The 17,309-nt window shown below is 50.6% G+C and carries 15 protein-coding genes and 2 tRNA genes; 5 read left to right on the top strand and 12 right to left on the bottom strand.

Translation table 11 applies throughout. The features are described from left to right. The first annotated feature begins 121 nt into the window (after positions 1 to 121). Positions 122 to 2,539, top strand: coding sequence for a methyltransferase domain-containing protein (locus ACSAZK_RS08345; RefSeq protein ID WP_440956883.1), 2,418 nt, complete (start codon positions 122 to 124; stop codon positions 2,537 to 2,539). A 173-nt stretch (positions 2,540 to 2,712) separates the two neighbouring features. On the opposite strand, the gene ACSAZK_RS08340 is transcribed toward ACSAZK_RS08345, so the two are convergent. The 3 genes from ACSAZK_RS08340 to ilvE all read right to left on the bottom strand — a co-directional run bounded on the left by ACSAZK_RS08340 (position 2,713) and on the right by ilvE (position 7,236). Beyond that, complete coding sequence (locus ACSAZK_RS08340; RefSeq protein WP_440956882.1) at positions 2,713 to 3,807, bottom strand: OBG GTPase family GTP-binding protein; 1,095 nt, start codon at positions 3,805 to 3,807, stop codon at positions 2,713 to 2,715. Positions 3,808 to 4,156: 349 nt separating this feature from the next. Next, on the bottom strand, positions 4,157 to 6,073 hold the full coding sequence (locus ACSAZK_RS08335) for a molybdopterin biosynthesis protein (RefSeq protein ID WP_440956881.1): 1,917 nt from the start codon (positions 6,071 to 6,073) through the stop codon (positions 4,157 to 4,159). Between the two features lie 284 nt (positions 6,074 to 6,357). Further along, positions 6,358 to 7,236: a branched-chain-amino-acid transaminase gene (gene ilvE, locus ACSAZK_RS08330; protein ID WP_440956880.1), complete on the bottom strand. Its 879-nt coding sequence runs from the start codon at positions 7,234 to 7,236 to the stop codon at positions 6,358 to 6,360. Positions 7,237 to 7,701: 465 nt separating this feature from the next. Between ilvE and ACSAZK_RS08325 the strand changes: the two genes are divergently transcribed. Continuing rightward, positions 7,702 to 7,776 (top strand) — tRNA-Arg (locus ACSAZK_RS08325). A gap of 467 nt (positions 7,777 to 8,243) precedes the next feature. Here the strand turns inward: ACSAZK_RS08325 and ACSAZK_RS08320 are convergent. The 9 genes from ACSAZK_RS08320 to bioB all read right to left on the bottom strand — a co-directional run bounded on the left by ACSAZK_RS08320 (position 8,244) and on the right by bioB (position 15,338). Continuing rightward, a complete protein-coding gene (locus ACSAZK_RS08320; protein WP_440956879.1) occupies positions 8,244 to 8,459 on the bottom strand; it encodes a hypothetical protein in 216 nt (71 codons plus the stop codon). Beyond that, positions 8,460 to 9,029, bottom strand: coding sequence for a PspC domain-containing protein (locus tag ACSAZK_RS08315; RefSeq protein WP_440956878.1), 570 nt, complete (start codon positions 9,027 to 9,029; stop codon positions 8,460 to 8,462). 49 nt (positions 9,030 to 9,078) lie between these two features. After that, on the bottom strand, positions 9,079 to 10,575 hold the full coding sequence (locus tag ACSAZK_RS08310) for an SO_0444 family Cu/Zn efflux transporter (RefSeq protein ID WP_440956877.1): 1,497 nt from the start codon (positions 10,573 to 10,575) through the stop codon (positions 9,079 to 9,081). Beyond that, positions 10,572 to 10,919 carry an ArsR/SmtB family transcription factor gene (locus tag ACSAZK_RS08305; protein WP_440956876.1) on the bottom strand — a complete coding sequence of 116 codons (348 nt, stop codon included), beginning with the start codon at positions 10,917 to 10,919 and terminating at the stop codon, positions 10,572 to 10,574. Before ACSAZK_RS08305 ends, ACSAZK_RS08310 begins: the two co-directional genes overlap by 4 nt. Positions 10,920 to 11,081: 162 nt before the next feature. Continuing rightward, complete coding sequence (locus ACSAZK_RS08300) at positions 11,082 to 11,855, bottom strand: energy-coupling factor transporter transmembrane component T family protein (RefSeq protein WP_440956875.1); 774 nt, start codon at positions 11,853 to 11,855, stop codon at positions 11,082 to 11,084. Further along, positions 11,848 to 12,783: an ATP-binding cassette domain-containing protein gene (locus ACSAZK_RS08295; protein ID WP_440956874.1), complete on the bottom strand. Its 936-nt coding sequence runs from the start codon at positions 12,781 to 12,783 to the stop codon at positions 11,848 to 11,850. The genes ACSAZK_RS08300 and ACSAZK_RS08295 overlap by 8 nt, the downstream gene beginning before the upstream one ends. Next, positions 12,759 to 13,583, bottom strand: a complete 825-nt coding sequence (locus tag ACSAZK_RS08290) for an energy-coupling factor transporter ATPase (RefSeq protein ID WP_440956873.1) — start codon at positions 13,581 to 13,583, stop codon at positions 12,759 to 12,761. The genes ACSAZK_RS08295 and ACSAZK_RS08290 overlap by 25 nt, the downstream gene beginning before the upstream one ends. Before the next feature lie 179 nt (positions 13,584 to 13,762). Then, the gene (locus ACSAZK_RS08285) at positions 13,763 to 14,317 is read right to left on the bottom strand and encodes a biotin transporter BioY (protein WP_440956872.1); all 555 of its coding nucleotides are present in this window, start codon (positions 14,315 to 14,317) and stop codon (positions 13,763 to 13,765) included. Between the two features lie 10 nt (positions 14,318 to 14,327). Beyond that, on the bottom strand, positions 14,328 to 15,338 hold the full coding sequence (gene bioB / locus ACSAZK_RS08280; protein WP_440956871.1) for a biotin synthase BioB: 1,011 nt from the start codon (positions 15,336 to 15,338) through the stop codon (positions 14,328 to 14,330). Between the two features lie 240 nt (positions 15,339 to 15,578). Between bioB and ACSAZK_RS08275 the strand changes: the two genes are divergently transcribed. The 3 genes from ACSAZK_RS08275 (at position 15,579) to ACSAZK_RS08265 (ending at position 17,258) form a co-directional block, all read left to right on the top strand. Next, positions 15,579 to 15,656: transfer RNA gene (locus ACSAZK_RS08275), tRNA-Arg, on the top strand. A 263-nt stretch (positions 15,657 to 15,919) separates the two neighbouring features. Then, complete coding sequence (locus tag ACSAZK_RS08270; RefSeq protein ID WP_440956870.1) at positions 15,920 to 16,378, top strand: N-acetyltransferase; 459 nt, start codon at positions 15,920 to 15,922, stop codon at positions 16,376 to 16,378. A 214-nt stretch (positions 16,379 to 16,592) separates the two neighbouring features. Then, complete coding sequence (locus ACSAZK_RS08265; RefSeq protein ID WP_440956869.1) at positions 16,593 to 17,258, top strand: metal-dependent transcriptional regulator; 666 nt, start codon at positions 16,593 to 16,595, stop codon at positions 17,256 to 17,258. Positions 17,259 to 17,309: the final 51 nt, after the last annotated feature.

Genomic DNA, 17,309 nt, shown 5'->3' with positions numbered 1-17,309 from the left:
AAAATAATGCCTATAAATCTTTAATTTATTAAATTAAACCTTCTATATGGCTTGTAATTAGAAAATAACAATCAGTAAATTAAGGATCAGTAAATCATTGATTTTCGGAAGACATCAGATCATGAAGCAGAACGTAAGCCGGATAATGAGCCCGCGGGCAGCACGGGCAGCCGTAAGGACAATGGAGCCGCAATCTCCCATTATCATGGGTCCGGAATCCCCTGAAGGGCAGGGCCTGTCAAGCGGGAGCCTTCCAGAGGGGATTATTTCAGTTGAGAGCACTTCAGAGCTCACTCCACCGTTCGAGACGCAGGAAGGTACGGAGTTTTCCGTCCCGGTGGCGCCGGATATTCGGAAGGGTCGCATTAAAGTGGGAAAAGGTAACGGTAACCGGAACAGTAGCGATAAGGGTCGCGAAAACAGGATCAGGAACATTAATGGTGGCAAGAACGGAAGCGCCCGCGAAAATGCACATGGGAATGCTCATGGGTCGGGCAAATCCCGGAAAAATAGCCTGGGCCCGGTTCCTGAACTTGAGGGCCATGTGGATCCTGAATGGTGGCAGAAGATTTTCAATTCCATGTACCTGAAAACCGATGCCGATGTCCTGGAAGACTCCGAAATTACGGGCCGGGAAATCGACCTCTTTACAGGAGCCCTGAAACTCTCTCCGGAAGCCCGGACCCTTGACCTCTGCTGCGGGCAGGGGAGGCATACCCTGGAACTGGCAAGGAGGGGGTTTTCGCACGTTGAAGGCTACGACAGGTCAGGGTACCTTATCCGGAAAGCCCGGAGCAGGGCAAAAAAGGAAGGGCTTTCCGTCAGGTTCAGGGAAGGGGACGCAAGAAAACTGCCCTACGGTTCCGACTCCTTTGATGCGGTCCTGCTTCTGGGAAACAGTTTCGGGTATTTCGATTCCGTAAAGCATGACCTCCAGGTCCTTAAAGAAATCTTCCGGGTACTGAAGCCGGGGGGCAGGCTGCTTGTTGACTGTGCGGACGGGGCTTACCTCAAGAAGAATTTCCAGGCACGCTCATGGGAGTGGATCGACAGGAAAAGTTTCGTCTGCAGGGAGAGGTCGCTTTCCGAGGACGGGGAGCGCCTTATCTCCAGGGAAGTTATCAGCCATGTGAAAAAAGGGGTCATTGCCGACCAGTTCTACGCCGAGCGCCTCTACAGTATGGAAGCCCTCGCCGGCATGCTCGAAGCTGCAGGGTTCAAACAGGCCCGCTTCCACAGGGCTTACTCTCCCGATTCCAGGAAAAACCAGGACCTGGGCATGATGGGACACCGTATCATCATCTCGGCGTCTGCTGAAAAGTTTCAGGCTTCCCCAAAAAATGCCTTTGCAAAAAAGGAAAAGAACGTAGTTGTTATCATGGGCGACCCGCGCAAGCAGGATATCGTAAAACCTGCCTGCACTTTTGACGAGGACGACTTCGAGACCATCGCCCGGATGAAAAGGGCCCTTTCGGAAATCCCGGGCATGTGCTTTACTTATATGGACAGGCATGACACCCTGATCGAAGACCTGAAAAAGAGGGCCGGAAAAATCGACCTGGTGCTCAACCTCTGTGACGAGGGCTTTGACAACGACCCGAAAAAGGAACTCCACGTCCCTGCCCTCCTTGAACAGCTCAAAATCCCGTACACCGGGGCAGGCCCCCGCTCCCTTGCCTTTTGCTATGACAAGTCCCTGGTTAGGGGCGTTGCAAGGGAGATGCAGGTCCCTGTTGCAAAAGCCGTCTACATCTGTCCCGGAGCCCCTGTTCCCGAGCTGCCTTTCCCCTTCCCGGCAATCATCAAGCCGAATGCCGGGGACTCAAGTTTCGGGATCACACAAAAAAGCGTGGTCCACAGCCAGGAAGAACTTGAAAAATCGGTTCGCGAGGTCCGGAAAAAGCTGGGTCCCGATGTTCCCCTGCTCGTGGAAGAGTTCCTCTCGGGCAAGGATATCAGTGTGGGAATCATAGGGAACCTCCCCTCCTCTTATACGTTCCTCCCGATTACGGAAGAAGACTACTCGGAAGTGCCTGAGTGCCTCCCGCGGGTCTGTGGCTACGAGGCAAAATGGGACCCCGATTCCCCTTACTGGAAGATCCGTTCCGTGCCCGTAGAGCTTCCGGAAGAGACCAGAATTGCTGTCACAAGCCACTGCCTTGCCCTCTACGGAAGGCTTGAGTGCAGGGACTATGCGCGCTTTGACTGGAGGCTTGACGCCGAAGGTAGGCCCCGGCTCCTTGAAGTCAACCCCAACCCCGGCTGGTGCTGGGACGGGCACCTGGCCAAAATGGCTTCCCTAGTAGGAATATCCTACTCCAATATGCTTGGAGCCATCCTGGATGCTTCACTGCAAAGGCTTCACACCGGAAAAGAGGGCCCTATCCGGCCGTTGAATATGCAGGAATATGGGGTTGATGGGCCTGAAATAAGGGTTGTGGAAGTGAACCTTAACGAAATGAACGTTAGCGAAGGGAATGGGAACTGTGAAGTCTCCGCCCTTTCTTTCAAAGCAGTGCCGGATGTGCAGGCATTGTGAAAAACAGTTGTGAAAAACAGTTGTGAAAAACAGTTGTGAAAAACAGTTGTGAAAAACAGTTGTGAAAAAAGTCGCCGAGAATCCCCATGGCGGCTTTTTTCTCGATTTTCTTCTTAATTCCCTCTTTTAATTCTTCATAACCGGGGTTTTTTCAATACGTTCCGGCCCCGGCTTCATTTCTGGATAATGACGGTCAGGATATCCTCGTCTTCCAGCATGTGTTCCATCCCGAGCCGCTGGCCGGGGTGTTTTGCGGAGGGGCCCCAGACCTGGGCGTAGCGGAACTTCCTGCGGAAGTCGCGGTGCAGGCGGTCGCAGATGTCCCCTATGTTCGTGCCGCTCATAACAATCATGGGTTCTTCCATGTCTGCGGGCTGGCCCTGGGGTTTCATGTAAACTCGGATGAAGCCCAGGCGGTTGTAAATGGAGTCCTTGAGGGTATCGATGTTTGTGCCTTCGTGGGCGGAGATATAAATTGCACCGGGATACATTTCCCTGCATTCCTTGATCAGTTCCGGGTATGCAAGGTCCACCTTGTTTACGACGATAAGGGAGCGGACGTAGCTGCGGTTTTTCAGGACTGCATCAATGAGCTGGTCCACGTTTATGTTTTCCCTGATTAGGACGTGGGCGTTGTGGATCTTGTATTCGTCCAGGACGGCTTTGATGGTCTCATCGTCCAGGTCCAGGTCTATGGTAGAGTTGATCTCGACTCCGCCCCTGTCCCTTTTCTTTACCACGACGTCAGGGGGTATCTGGTCGATCCGGATCCCGGCTTCGTAGAGTTCATCCATGAGCACTTCGTAGTGCTTGGGCTGGAAAACGTCGAGCAAAAATATGACCATGTCGGAGTTCCGGATAACCGAGATAACTTCTTTCCCGCGCCCCCGGCCTGAAGCCGCTCCTTTCACAAGCCCTGGTACGTCAAGGAACTGGATTGTTGCGCCCTTGTGTTCAAGCACTCCGGGAACAACGGTAAGGGTGGTGAAAGCGTACGCTCCTACCTCCGAGTTGGCGCCGGTAACCTTGTTCAGGAGAGTGGATTTTCCAACCGACGGGAAGCCGACAAGGGTTACGGTCCCGTCCCCGGACTTCCTGACCGAGTACCCTTCTCCCCCGCCCTTTGCGGACGCCTTTTTCTCAATTTCGTCCCGCATGCGGGCTAACTTAGCTTTCAGCCGGCCGATGTGGTGAGAGGTGGCCTTGTTATACTGGGTCTTCCGGATTTCGTCTTCGATTTCCTGTATTTGTTCCTGTATGCTGCTCATCTGGAACCTGCCGATTTCAAGAGTGAAGAAATGATCTTGATATGTGATAGTAAGATTTAGTGATAGTGATTTAGGAGAGATTGCGATAGGAAGCCATTGAATCCTTTTTTGATTCAAAACAGATTCGTTACTCTGGATTTTTTATCCAGATAGTTTGATGGAATATATAAACCTATGGAAAGCTCCCCGCGGGTCCAATTCTCATATCCAATCGTATTCAATTATATTACTTAATAAATATAATAGTATTTAAACATTATCTGTCGGGAACTTTCCTCCAAATACTTTTTCCGGGAATTTCCGCGGGAAACTATCTTCGCTCAAAATTCACTCAAAATTAACTATCCTTTCACTCGAAATTAACTATTTCTCCGGTCCTTTCATAAACCCGCATCCCTGCCGGCAGCTTTGCTGCAAACTCGCTGGATTTTAGGGTCTCAAGAAACTTCCTGACTTCCGGGATATCAAGCAGTTCTTTCCTTATAAGGAAATCATACTCTTCTTCCGTGATTTTTATGAATTTAAGGCCGTTTCGTTCGGCGCAGGTTCTGGTGCCGACGCCTGCATCGACTTTCCCTGAAATTACAGCTTCGCAGACGGCAACTTCGGTCTTTGCTCCCGAGTTATAGCCCTGGACCGAAGCCGTGAGTTCTTTCCTGCCGCTTCCCCGTTCGCGGGCAAGTTCGGAAAGTTTCAGGTCCAGGAGCGTCCTTGTGCCCGACCCCCGGTTCCTGTTGATCAGGCGCTTTCCCGACAAATCCGAAAGCCCTGATATCCTGCTGTCCTCCGGGACGATCAGTCCCTGCTCGCGTTTGTATCCTTTCACGAGTACTGTGGAGGAAAGCCCCATGTTTTCGATTGTCGGCACATTGTATTCGCCTGCTTCCGAGGGCATGTTCACGCCGGCAATGTCGGCAGTCCCTGAAGCGATCGCGCTGAAACCCCCGCTTGAACCGGTTACAAGGACCCTAAGGTTCAGGCCTGTCAGGTCTTCCAGGATGTCCAGGCCCGGACAGGAGCCCCCGGCTATCAGGAGGTCCGGCTTTTCCACCTTCCCGAAAAGGGTCACTTCCACCGGGGTCCCGGCTTCTATGAACTCGGTTTCAGGACGGATTTCTATAAACCCGTCTGCCCCTGCCAACGAAGTGATCGCTCCCGAGCCCCGGTCTGCCGGATAAACCCTGCCCCGCACAAGGCCCACAGGGAGAAGCTGCTGCCTGCCTTCGGAGCGGAAGTTTGTCCCCATGACTCCTTTTTCGGTCATTTTCAAGCCGGTTTCAGCCCCCAGCTTTTTCCTTATAAGGGGGGCTACGAATTCATTGAAGATCATGAGTGCGGAAGTCGGGTTTCCGGGAAGCCCGATAATTGGGGTTCCCTTGATTATGCCTACTACAACGGGTTTTCCGGGTTTGATGTTGATACCATGGGCAATGGTTTCTCCCATCTCTTCGATCAGCCTGTACATCACGTCCCCTGCTCCCGAAGATGTGCTGCCCGAGGTAAGGATAAGGGAGGATTCCGAGGCTGCGGTTTCCAGGATTTCTTTCATGGCGCTTTCGTCGTCCCTTACGATCCCGTACATATCTGGAACGGCCCCGCATTCCCTAATTCCTGCATGGATGGTGTATGAGTTTGCATCGTAGATCTGCCCGAAAGCCAGCCTTTCTCCCGGCTGCACTAGTTCGTTCCCGGTAGAGATGATCCCAATCCTGAGGCTGAGGACAGGCACCTTCTTTTTCCCGATTGATGCCAGAACCCCTATCTCCCGGGTCCCGAGTTTTCTGCCTTTCCTGAGCACCCGTTCTCTTTTCAGGATGTCTGAGCCGGGCTTCATGATATTTTCGCCCACGGTTACCGGCCTGTAAACGAGCACCTCTTCATTTTCCCCTGCGATTTCGGTATCTTCTACCTTCACCACAGCATCCGCCCCTTCCGGGATCGGGGCTCCTGTTGAGATCTCCACGGTTTCTCCTGCTGCAACCGTATACTTTGCATCCGATCCTGCAGCAATCTCTCCCATGCGCCTGAGCTTGACAGGTTCGGTTTCACTGCTGGCGTAGCTGTCCTCCGCCTTTAGCGCATACCCGTCCATTATCGCTCTTGGGAAGGGAGGGACGTTTATCTCCGTTATGATGTCCTCTGCAAGGATTTTTCCCAGGGCTGCTTCAAGAGATACATTTTCCCGGTCCCTGCGGACAGGAAGTCCGTTTATTATCTTTCGTGCCTCCTCAACGGAGACCAGTTGCCGAAATTCCTTGCGCTTCATGAGAGTCAAACCCGTATTTTTCCGGTTTTCAGATGCATGTTTTACTTTAATATCGTTTTCCCGGAAATTTTTCAACTTTTTCGATACTTTTTTGATAATATGGTAAATTGGGGGTGATAAGGTAGGGGTTGAAAAGGAAAAAGGAATCGGAAAGGTAGGGATTGAAAAATAATTTCAGTATTCAAAATAGGTGCCGGCAGTTAGGCCCTGGTAGTAAAAAAAGAAGGTGTTGCGGGAGAAGGTCCCGCATTTTATTCTTTCTTTTAATTTTCCGGCCTTCGGGCTCAGTCGTAGATTGGGGTGCCCGTATTCTGGGTGATGTATTCGAAGGCCTCGACCATCTTCTTTGTGAGGGGACCTGGTTTGCCGGTTCCGATGTGCCTGCCGTCTAATTTGGTAAGGGGGGCGGATTCGGCAGCCGTGCCGGTTACAAAGATCTCATCTGCGGTGTAGAGGTCGAAAAGTCCCAGGTTCGTTTCGATGACTTTGATGCCCATGTCTTCCAGGAGTTCGATTGCTGTTGCCCTGGTGATGCCTTTTAAGTTGTTGATGGTGAAGGGGGTCAGGACTTTGCCGTTCTTTACGACGAAGATGTTGTCTCCCGAGCCTTCGGAAACGAATCCGTTGTTGTCCAGGAAGACGGCTTCGTCTCCGCCTTTCTCGTTGGCTTCGATCTTTGCAAGGATGTTGTTCAGGTAGTTCAGGGACTTGATGTTCGGGGAAAGGGCGTCAGGGGCGTTTCTCCGGACTGCCACGCTAACTCCGGTCAGGCCCACTTCATAGAGGTCGCCGTACATGGCTCCCCATCCCTGGGCGATCACGATAATGTTGGGCCTGTCGCACTTGCGGGGGTCAAGCCCCAGGTCCCCATTCCCGCGGGAAACAATCGGGCGGATGTAGGCGTCTCTTAAGTTGTTTTTGCGTAACGTCTCAAGGATTGCTTCGCTCATTTCTTCCCTTGAGATGGGGATGTCCATTGCGATTGCCTTTGCGGAGTCATAAAGTCTGTCAACGTGCTCCTCTAACTTGAAAACACGTCCGTTGTAAGCTCTTATACCTTCAAACACACCGTCGCCATAGAGGAAACCGTGGTCGTAAACGGAAACCTTTGCTTCAGCCTTGGGGACAAACTCACCGTTTATATAAATCAGTAATTCACTCATAACATCATCTTCTCTGTAATTTTTATAAGCTGTATGCTGTACTTCCTTGATGCTTTCAATCTAATATAATCTTTGATGTATAATCCTCAATTCAAAATTCCAGGTCTCGGACCCTGCCACTAAACAACCTCTGCACATTTCCGATTGAACATATTAATTTTCAAGATCAAGGTCTCCAATCGAAGTTACAATGAATAATAAGTTGCACAGGCTATTTCGTCGCGGGCTCTTAATGTTTCAGTGCTCTTCAAAGCCTTCAAGGGGGACCCAAAAGCTTTCGGGAATGAGCATATTTACAATATTCAGAAAGATCCGGACTATAGCGGGTATTTACTGAATGTATATTACAATTCCGCTTCCACATAAATATTTTAAGATTCTTTACAATATCCGGATTCGCTTTCATGCAAAAGGCTTTTATCTTTAAAGGCCTATTTCGTACTCTCGTAGTATGAAAAGCAAAGTGGGCTCGTGGCTTAGCCAGGATATAGCGTCGGGCTTCTAACCCGAATGTCAGGGGTTCGAATCCTCTCGGGCCCGCTAGTTTTTTCATTTTGTTTCATTTTGTTTCATTTTTTTTGCAATATATTTTTCCAGTTATTTTTTCTCTAATTTCTTTTTCGGATAGTTTTCTCGCTTCTTTTTGAGTCCTTTTTACTTTGGAGTTCTTTTTTCGTTATCTGGAAGCTTTTTGGGTGTAGGGAAGGTGAGTTCCGGAACCTCGGGGCAGGATGGAATGTTTTATTATTTAACGGGGGCGTGTGGAATGGATTTTAATGGTGCGGGTCCGGAGAATAGATTAGAATAGAAAGGGTCGGGACAGAATCGCCCCTTGTAGGGTGTATACAGAAAATAGTGAACTACCCCTCCCCGCTTCCTTCGGCTGTTTAGGAAGGGAACTTCCCTCCTTCGGAGTTAAAAAAGGTAGTTGAATTGCTTCAACAAAATATTGAAATAAATCTGTCTGGTAATGAAAGGTTTTGGAATTCCCGATAACTCTCTCGCTTTTACTCCCGATTTTTGTGTAGCAGCCAGGCTCCTCCAAGGATGAATATTGCGGGAAAGAAGAGCTCTCTGAGCCACCAGAAAGCTGTGTATTCGCTCAGTTCGTCCAGCACGAGGTAAATACCAATTATCAATATAATAGCACCAAGAAGCTTTCCGCGCTCCACCCTGTATATTTTTTCTGCCTCTGCTGTCTTCCCTGCCTGTTCGGGCCCCATCTATTCTTTTCCCATCTCGACGCCGCTTTCCGAAGGCATAATAACTGCAAGTATGATGTAGATGACAATACCTATCCCGTTCAGGAAAGCGAGGAGTACGAAGGCAAGCCTGATAAGTGTCGGGTCTATCCCGAAGTACTCCCCGATGCCCCCGCAGACCCCGAAGAGCATCTTGTTGCTTTTGCTTTTTGTCAGGGTGCGTTTCATGGTGTAGGAGGTGCGCTCTTCTTTAGTCTCCTCGGCTCCCTCCACTCTTTCTTCAGCTTCTCCAGCGGTCTCTTTTGCTTCTTCAGTTGCTTCTTCAGTTGCTTCTTCAGCTGCTTCTTTTGCTTCTTCAGCTGCTTCTACTACAACTATCTCTTCTTCGGGAAGCTTTTCCTCGATAACCTTTTCTTCCTCAGCAGCCTCTTCTTTTGCTTCTTCTGCCTCTTCTTTTGCAGTTTCCACTTCAGCTTTTACTTCTACTTCTTTTTCAGCCTTTTTTCCGGCTCCTTCTTCCGGCTCAGGGGCGGCTTTGGAGGTATCTGCTTCTACATCCTTTTTTTCGATTGGATTGGGATTTTCCTGCATACAGGTAATTCAATTTATGCGAATTTATATCATTCGTATACCTTTTTTTTCAATGGCACCCACATTCTTTTTTTTGCCGGAAGGTCCCGTAAAGCATCAGGGGGAGGAGGAGGGCTGCAAATCCAAGCTTTACGGTTTCCGGGAGCATTTCGCCTGCGCTTCCCAGGGTCGCCGTCGCGCTGATCCCCAGTTTCAGGTAGAGGGAGTCCAGCAGGACCCCTGCTCCCAGGGCACAAAGGGAGATCACTCCCAGGTAAAGGGCTGCAGAACGCTTCCCGAGGAAACGGGCGACCATTGTCACGGTTGCGGCATTGGTTGCCGGGCCTGCCAGAAGGAATACGAAGGCTGCTCCCGGGCTCATTCCTTTGGCTACCAGGGTCGCGGCGAGGGGGGTCGAGGCGGTTGCGCAGATGTAGAGGGGGATTCCCACCACAAGCATGACCAGCATCGAGCTGAGCCCTCCTCCCAGGTAGTCCCTGATCAGGCTTTCCGGGACAAGGTAGGAAATGATGCCTGCAAACAGGATTCCTATAAGCATCCATTTCGAGATGTCCCCAAGGAGTTCGATGTAAGCATACTTCATGCCTTCGAAGAGCCGGGTCTGCAAGGGTTTTTTGCCTTTCCCGATTTCCTGGCTTTTCCTGTCCTCTTTACTTTCGTTTCCGCCGCACCCGCAGCTGCATCCGCATGAGGCCGTTTCGTCTTGTGAAAGATTAGGTGAATGATTCTTAGTTGGAATCGTTTGAGTTGGAATCGTTTGAGTTGAAACAGTTTGAGTTGAAACAGTTTGAGAGGAAAGGGTAAGATGGCTGATTTTTTCCGTGGTGGGTTTGTTGAGGGTCACGGGGTTTGAAGCCTCTGTTTTTCCGGGGGCGGGGTTTTCGAGTGAACGGCAACCGCAAGTAGGGCTGCAGGTAGAGCCGCATTCAGAGTCGCAAGAAGAATAGCTGTCCTTTCCCGAGGTTGAAGTAAGGGCTGAAGTTCCGGGGAGGGTGGAGACGGCAAATAAGCCTGTTTTTTTCCCCTGATCGTCTTTCTTTTCGTCTTTCTTTTCGTCTTTCTTTTCGTCTTTCTTTTTATTTTCCTCTTTTTTCTCCTCCTCTCCTATCAGCAGGTTGTCTGCAAGTCCTGCCAGGATGGCCGTTACAAGGGTTGCAATGGGGCGGAATATTGTCATCAGGGGGTCAAGCAGTGCGTAGGTGATGGCTATGGAGTCTACGCCGGTCTGGGGGGTTGAGATCAGGAAAGAGAGGGTAGCTCCCCTGTTCGCTCCCCTTTTCCGGATTGACATGGCAGCAGGGATTACGCCGCAGGAGCAGAGAGGGAGAGGTAGGCCTGCCAGGGAGGCGTTGATTACCGAACGGACTTTCCCGGCGGAGCTTCCCAGGTATTCCACTATTTTTTGGTCCGGGACTAGGATGTTCAGGAGCCCCGCGATTCCGAACCCGAAGATAAGGTAAGGGGCGGCTTCCACGAAGATTTCCCAGGAGGCCAGCAGGATGCCCGAAAACAGGGTGAGGATAGGGGGGAGGATTTCAAGGCTCATGCTTTTTCCTCCACGTGTTCCAGGCACATCTCAATCAGCATACGCACGTGTTCGTCTGCGATATAGTAAACCGTGAATTTTCCCTCGCGCCTGACCCGCACCAGGTCAAGCTGCCTGAGGGTCCGGAGACTGTGCGAGACTGCAGACTGGGTAACGTCCAGGGCTTGTTCGAGTTCACAAACGCACAGCTCTTTTTGCCTGAGTAGAAAGAGAATTTTTAATCGGGTGTCCGAATGAAGAGCTTTGAAGACCTCTGCTACCCGGGCAATGCTTTCGGCTTCAGGGACTGCTTGCAGCATTCCCTCTATTTCCCGGGCATTCACTCTTTCACACTTTTCTTTCATGAATATATGAACAACCATTCATATATTAATTTTTTTCGAAAAACTTCGGCATTCAGGGGTTCAAGTGAAGGACTCAAAATTCGATTAGTGGATGCCTTTCAAAGCGAGAAGAGGGATGTCTTTCAAAGCAGAAAACGAATTGGGAATAATTAGGGATTACTTTCAAAGCAAGAAAATGAAAAGGGAAAATGCCCCGAGCCCCAGCAGAGCTATCCAATCGAGTTTCTGCATCCTGAGTTCGTGGAGGGAGGTCCGGCACTGTCCCTGGTAGCACCTGCTTTCCATGGCTTCGGTCACTTCTTCTGCCGAGAGGATCGACCTCCTTATCAGGGGCACTGCAATTGCCGTGGTCCCCCTGCGCAGGTCGTGCTTGAGGTCAAGGCCCCTGGCTAGTTGGGCTGCCCTGATCGTTGCCGCATTTTCCAGGAAACTGGGGAGGAAGCGGATGGAGAGTGACATCATGGTGGCCAGGTCGAAGGAAGTCACCCCAAGGCGGCGGAGGGGCAGGGGGCGGAGCAGGTGCTCGATCCCGTTAGTAATCTGGCTCGGGAGGGTACTTGCCGTAAGGAGGGCCGCATAGAGCAGGAGCAGCCCGAAACGTAAGGAAAGCAGGGTCCCTAACCTCAGTCCTTCAAAGGTAGGCGAGAGCACCGGCAGAGGGATAATAGGCGTCCCTTTCGTTGCAAAGAGCTGGAAGCAAAAGATGACGAAAATAAAGAAGAGCAGGGGACGGACCGACCTGAGCAAAAAGGAAAGGTGTACTCCCGAAATCCACGTGAGCAAAAGGAAAAATGCAATAAGCAGCCCCATCCCGGCAAAACTCTCCTCCCTGAAGACGAGGATGCTCAGGCACATCACTGCCGCAAGCTTGGTCCTGGGGTCCAGCCTGTGCAGGAGGGAATCCCCATAGACGTAGTTGAATGCAGTCTCAGGCATTGTCCTGCGCCTCCTTCTCCTCTATTTTTTTCTCCTCTATTTTTTTCTCCTCTATTTTTTTCTCCTCTATTTTTTTCTCCGCTGCTCCCTTCTCTGATATTCCCCGATCTCTCTCCTGCTTTTCCATCCTGAGTTTTTTAAGCTCTTTCAAGGCCTCTTCTGCCGTAAAAATGCTCTCCCTGAGGTTGGCTCCCTTCTTATTCAGCTCTTTCATAAGCCTGGCAAGCGGAGGCACCGGGGAATACCCTGCCCTTAGGTATTCTTCCGGGCTTCCTGTAAACACGATCCTGCCCTCTTCCATCGAAATGACCTTCTGGGCGAAGGGCAGGATTTCTTCCAGGGTGTGGGACACAACGACGATTCCTACTCCTTTTCGATGGATATTTTGAAGCCTTCCGAGCAGTTTGGCCCTGCCTTCGGGATCCAGGCCCGCAGTGGGTTCGTCCAGCACCAGGTAGGCCGGGCGAAGCGCCAGGATTCCCGCAAGCGCAACCCGGCGTTTCTCTCCCCCGCTCAGGCTGAATGGGGAGCGGTCCAGGATTCCGGTATCGAGGTGTACGAGGGGCAGGGTCTCATGCACCCTTTTTTCAAGTTCTTCTCCCAGAATCCCGAAGTTAGAAGGTCCGAAGGTAATTTCCCTGTATACGGTCTCCTCGAAGAGCTGGTTCTGGGAATGCTGGAAAAGCATGCCTACCTTTCTGCGCACTTCCCGGGTCCGGGTGTCCAGGCCATCCACGGTCACCCTGCCTTCCTGGGGGAGGAAAATTCCGTTTAAATGTTTGATGAGTGTAGATTTCCCGGCTCCTGCGGCTCCGGAGATGACGGCAAATTCCCCTTTCTCAATCTCAATGGAGACATTTTCCAGGGCAGGCTTTCCTTTCCGGTTCCCGGAATAGGAATAGCTCAGATTTTCCACCTTGATTCCCATATCTCCTCCGCAAGGTTTTCGATTGAAGCCAGCCGGGCCCATTCCAGGGCAAGTCCGCCTGCTTCCAGGCTGTTCAGCAGTTCCACGATTGGGGGCAGTTCCAGGCCGAATTCTCCGAGTTCAGGGGTTTTGAAAACGGTTTTCGGATTTCCTTCCCGCACTATTTGCCCCCGGTCCATCACGAGAATTCTGTCGGCGTACAGGACTTCTTCGAGCCTGTGGGTAACATACACGATGGTCCGGGCTTTTCCCCTCAGTTTCCGGAGGATTTCCCGGACCTGTTCCCTGGACCTTGAGTCCAGCATGGAGCTTATTTCGTCAAAAACAATGCATTCGGATTTCATCGCAAGGGCCGAGGCGATAGCCGCACACTGGCTCTGCCCTCCGCTAAGGGTTTTTGGGGAATGGTTTTTGTAATTCTCAAGCCCCACCACTTCAAGCGCCCTGTCTACCCTTTCCCGGATTTCTTCAGGGGGCAGGGCAAGGTTCTCAGGCCCGAAAGCCACGTCTTCTTCCAGGGTTGTGCCCACGAACTGGGTGTAGGGATTCTGGAAGACCATGCCTACGGTCTGCCGGATTTTGAGCAGGTTTGAAGGGTCTGCTGTGTCCATTCCTTTTACGTATACTTTCCCTTCCGTCGGGTTCAAAAGCCCGTTCAGGTGCCGAACAAGGGTGGACTTTCCCGAGCCGTTTCTGCCAACTATTCCCAGGAATTCCCCTCTTTCTATTTCGAGGTTAATTTTCTTCAGGCCCCGTGTCCCATCAGGGAAGTTGTAGCTCAGATCCTCTACTCTGATCATTGTTTTTGGCTCTTTGTTGTTTCCGGCTTCTTGCTTTTTTTGACTTTTTGCTATTTCCGGCTCTTTGCTGTTTCTGGCTTCTTGCTTTTTTTGACTTCTTGCTGTTTCTGGCTTCTTGCGATTTTCGGGTCTTTGCTGGTTTTTATCTCTTTGCCGCTTTTCCCGTCCTGCTTACTTTTTCATATCCTGTACCTGGATGCTATATGGGCCGCAACTGCCAGTTTCAGGAGGTCTCCGGGTATGAATGGAAGTACCCCCAGGGTTATTGCCTGCAGGAGGTCCAGTTTACCGACAAGTGCCATCTGGGCCACCCCCAGGGCATAGACGATTACGAGCCCTATGCCGATATACAGGGCGTTTGAGAGATAGTCGGTTTTTCCACTCTTCTCACTCAGGTACCCGATTACAAATGCCGCAAGTATGAAGCCTATTATATACCCTCCGGTTGGCCCCAGGATCACTCCTGGCCCCGAAGCCCCGCCTGCAAAGACGGGCATCCCCGCAATCCCCAGCAGGGCGTATACCAGCATGCAGAGGGTGCCCCATTTGCTCTTAAGCATGCTCCCTGCCAGGAAGACAAAGAGGGTCTGCATGGTAACAGGCACCGGGGATATGAGAAGCGGGATCCTTATGTACGCCCCTGCTGCTGTCATTGCGGCGAAAAGGGACGCAAAAACCATTTTTCTAAGTTCCGAGGATTGGGCAACGCTTCCTGCTTTGTTTTTCCCTTTCATTCTTTCATCTCTACTGTTTCTCTATCCTTCCTGTTTCTATGTTTTCAAAGTTTAGTCCCGCATCCCGTATCATCTGCAGGTCTTTTTTCGAACTTCTCCCTGCAGTTGTCAGGTAGTTCCCGAGCATCAACCCGTCTGCTCCGCAAAAAAGGACAAGGGCTTGCATATCCCTGAGATTCTTTTCCCTTCCCCCGGCAAGCCTGATATTTTTCTCAGGCAGAATGAGCCTGAAAAGGGCTATGCTTTTAAGGATTTCCAGTGGGGGGAGAGGGGCTGCATTTTCCATCGGAGTTCCCGGAATCGGGTTTAATATGTTGATCGGAACGGCGTCCACGTCCAGTTCTCTCAGGGTAAAGGCCAGCTTAATCCGGTCTTCCATGCTCTCCTCGAGTCCTATGATTCCGCCTGAACAGACTTCGAGCCCGGCTTCCTTTGCAGTCCTGATTGTCCGTATCCGGTCGGTATAAGTATGTGTGCTGCAAATACACCTGAAAAAGCGTTCCGAGCTTTCCAGGTTGTGGTGGATTCTTGAAACTCCGGCTTTTTTCAGCTTTCTTGCCGATTGCGGGCTCAGGGCTCCGAGGGAAGCGCAGATTTCAAGTCCTGTCCTGCTTTTTATCTGCTCCACGGAATCCAGGACGCTTTCAAGTTCTTCTGGCTGCAGGCGGTTTCCGCTTGTGACTATGGAAAATCTGTGTGCTCCGGCCTTTTCAGCTTTTTTTGCGTCTTCAAGGAGCCTCCCGGGGCTTAGCAGGGGATATTCCTCCGTTTCCGGACCGTGGTGGGCGGACTGGGCACAGAACCTGCAGTCTTCGGGACAGCGTCCTCTTTTTGCGTTTGTAATTGCGCAGAGCTCTACAGTGTTCCCCCGCTTTGCTCTCAAGCGGTTTGCAATGGAAAATAAGTCGAAGAGGTCAGGCCCATTAAGGGCTGCGAGCTCCATAACCTCCTCTTCGTCCAGAGGAAGCTCTTTGTTAAGCTTGTCTTTGATCCGGGGGGTTATCGGGGCATTCTCTTTCATTGTTAACCGCTCTTCATCATGTGGTTAACGTTAAATCTGGGGCTTGATTATTAAAGTTTTCTCCCAACATCATCTGAAAATGGTTTATGTAATCCCCTTTTTTGCCTGGATTTCGGGAGTTTTTTCCTTATCCGAGCGATAATTAAATATATATGTTATGACTGCTATAATGCACACCTCGCCTGGAATGCAGTCTCAGCAGAGAACTTTCGTATCCCTGTGTTTCAGGAGTGTCAAAGTGGGCGCGTGGCCTAGCCAGGATAGGGCGGCAGCCTCCTAAGCTGTAAATCGGGGGTTCAAATCCCTTCGCGCCCGCCATTCCACTTTCTTTCATCTGTTCTCTTTTCGGTTTTGTTTTACCATTCAGACCCTCGACCCTGAGCCCTGATTGTAAACAATTTCCGTATATTGTAAGTTGCAGATGAATCGTAAGCTGCTCCGGATATTAATTGAACAAGATCTGTTTGACTACCGAGCATTCATTGACCAAATCAAATTGCTCCGAATTTAACGGATAATTCCGGATATTTAACGAATGAATTAAAGGCAATGCCAAAAAAGCAGATAGAGGAAAATTAACCGTGATCAGGAAAGCCCGGGTAAACGATGTCGTTGAGATGAAGCATATCATCTACACTTATGCGAGGCAGGAGCTTATGCTTGCCCGCTCTCTGAGTGAACTTTATGAAAATATAAGGGACTTTTATGTCTATGAGATAGACGGTCAGGTCGCAGGCTGCTGTGCGCTTCATGTATTCTGGGAAGATGTGGCAGAAGTCCGCGCTCTTGCCATAAACCCGGATTATACCCGGCAGGGGATAGGCACCGAACTTGTAAGTGCCTGCCTTAAGGAAGCAGAGACACTTGGCATGAAGGAGGTCTTTACCCTTACCTATGTCCCTGAGTTTTTCGAAAGCCTGGGCTTTGAGGTTGTGGACAAAAACCGGCTCCCAAGGAAGGTCTGGGTCGGGTGCCTCAACTGCCCGAAATTCCCTGACTGTGATGAGATTTCCCTTGTTAAACCAATACTTTCGTTATAATCTTTCTTCACTTTCTAAACTTTCCCCAGCTTTCCAAACTTTCCCGGGATTTTTCCCGGGCTGGCTTTCTTTTTAATACGTCTGGGAAACCAGAATTGCTTTCTTCAAAAACCAAAAACTATTTATTTAGGCAGTTTAATTTTTTAGGTTGCCCTAATTATCCGTACTGGACATCCACACCGGACTTCCGGGCGGGTAGTGGCGGGATGGTGTTATGCACACTGAACGATTGGAAGAATACCTCGAGACAATATTATACCTCATAATGAAAAACCAGGGCCCGGCCAAGACCAAACAAATAGCCGACGAGCTCAACGTTGCTCCTCCAAGTGTGACGGAAATGATCAAGAAACTTTCCTCCATGGGGTTTGTGGAGTATATTCCTTACAAGGGTGTGGAACTGACCTATAAAGGGACTGAAAAGGCCATAAAAATCAAGCGGAAACACCAGGTGCTTGAGACTTTCCTTGCAGATGTCCTCGATTTAGACCGGAAGGTGGCCCACAAGGAAGCCTGTGAACTCGAACACGCAGTATCGGATCACGTGCTTGAAAAGCTGTACGAATTCCTTGGCAGTCCCGAGTACTGCCCTGACGGGCATCCCATTAACATTGATAAATGTACCCTTGGGGAGCAGGAACGTTTCATTCCTCTTGACGAAATGAATGAAGGAAGTTCCGGGACTGTTGCCCGGGTGACTCTTCCCAGGGAAGCAAAGGAACGTCTGAACTCCCTCGGGATTCTGACCGGAAAAGAAATTGAAGTCCGGCGCAAGCAGAAGCAGGGATGCATTTCGGTAATAGCCGTTGGGTCGGAAATTGCCCTGGGCAGGGATGTAGCCAAAAAAATTTTCATAACCCCCACTAGCGGTAAATCCTGACCTGATCTGTGCAAAACCCCGGAGAGTCCTGTGTGCATTCGGAATATGCCG

The organism is Methanosarcina sediminis (genome assembly GCF_052056915.1).
GTDB lineage: Archaea > Halobacteriota > Methanosarcinia > Methanosarcinales > Methanosarcinaceae > MTP4.
This window is presented reverse-complemented; position numbering and strand designations above follow the sequence as displayed.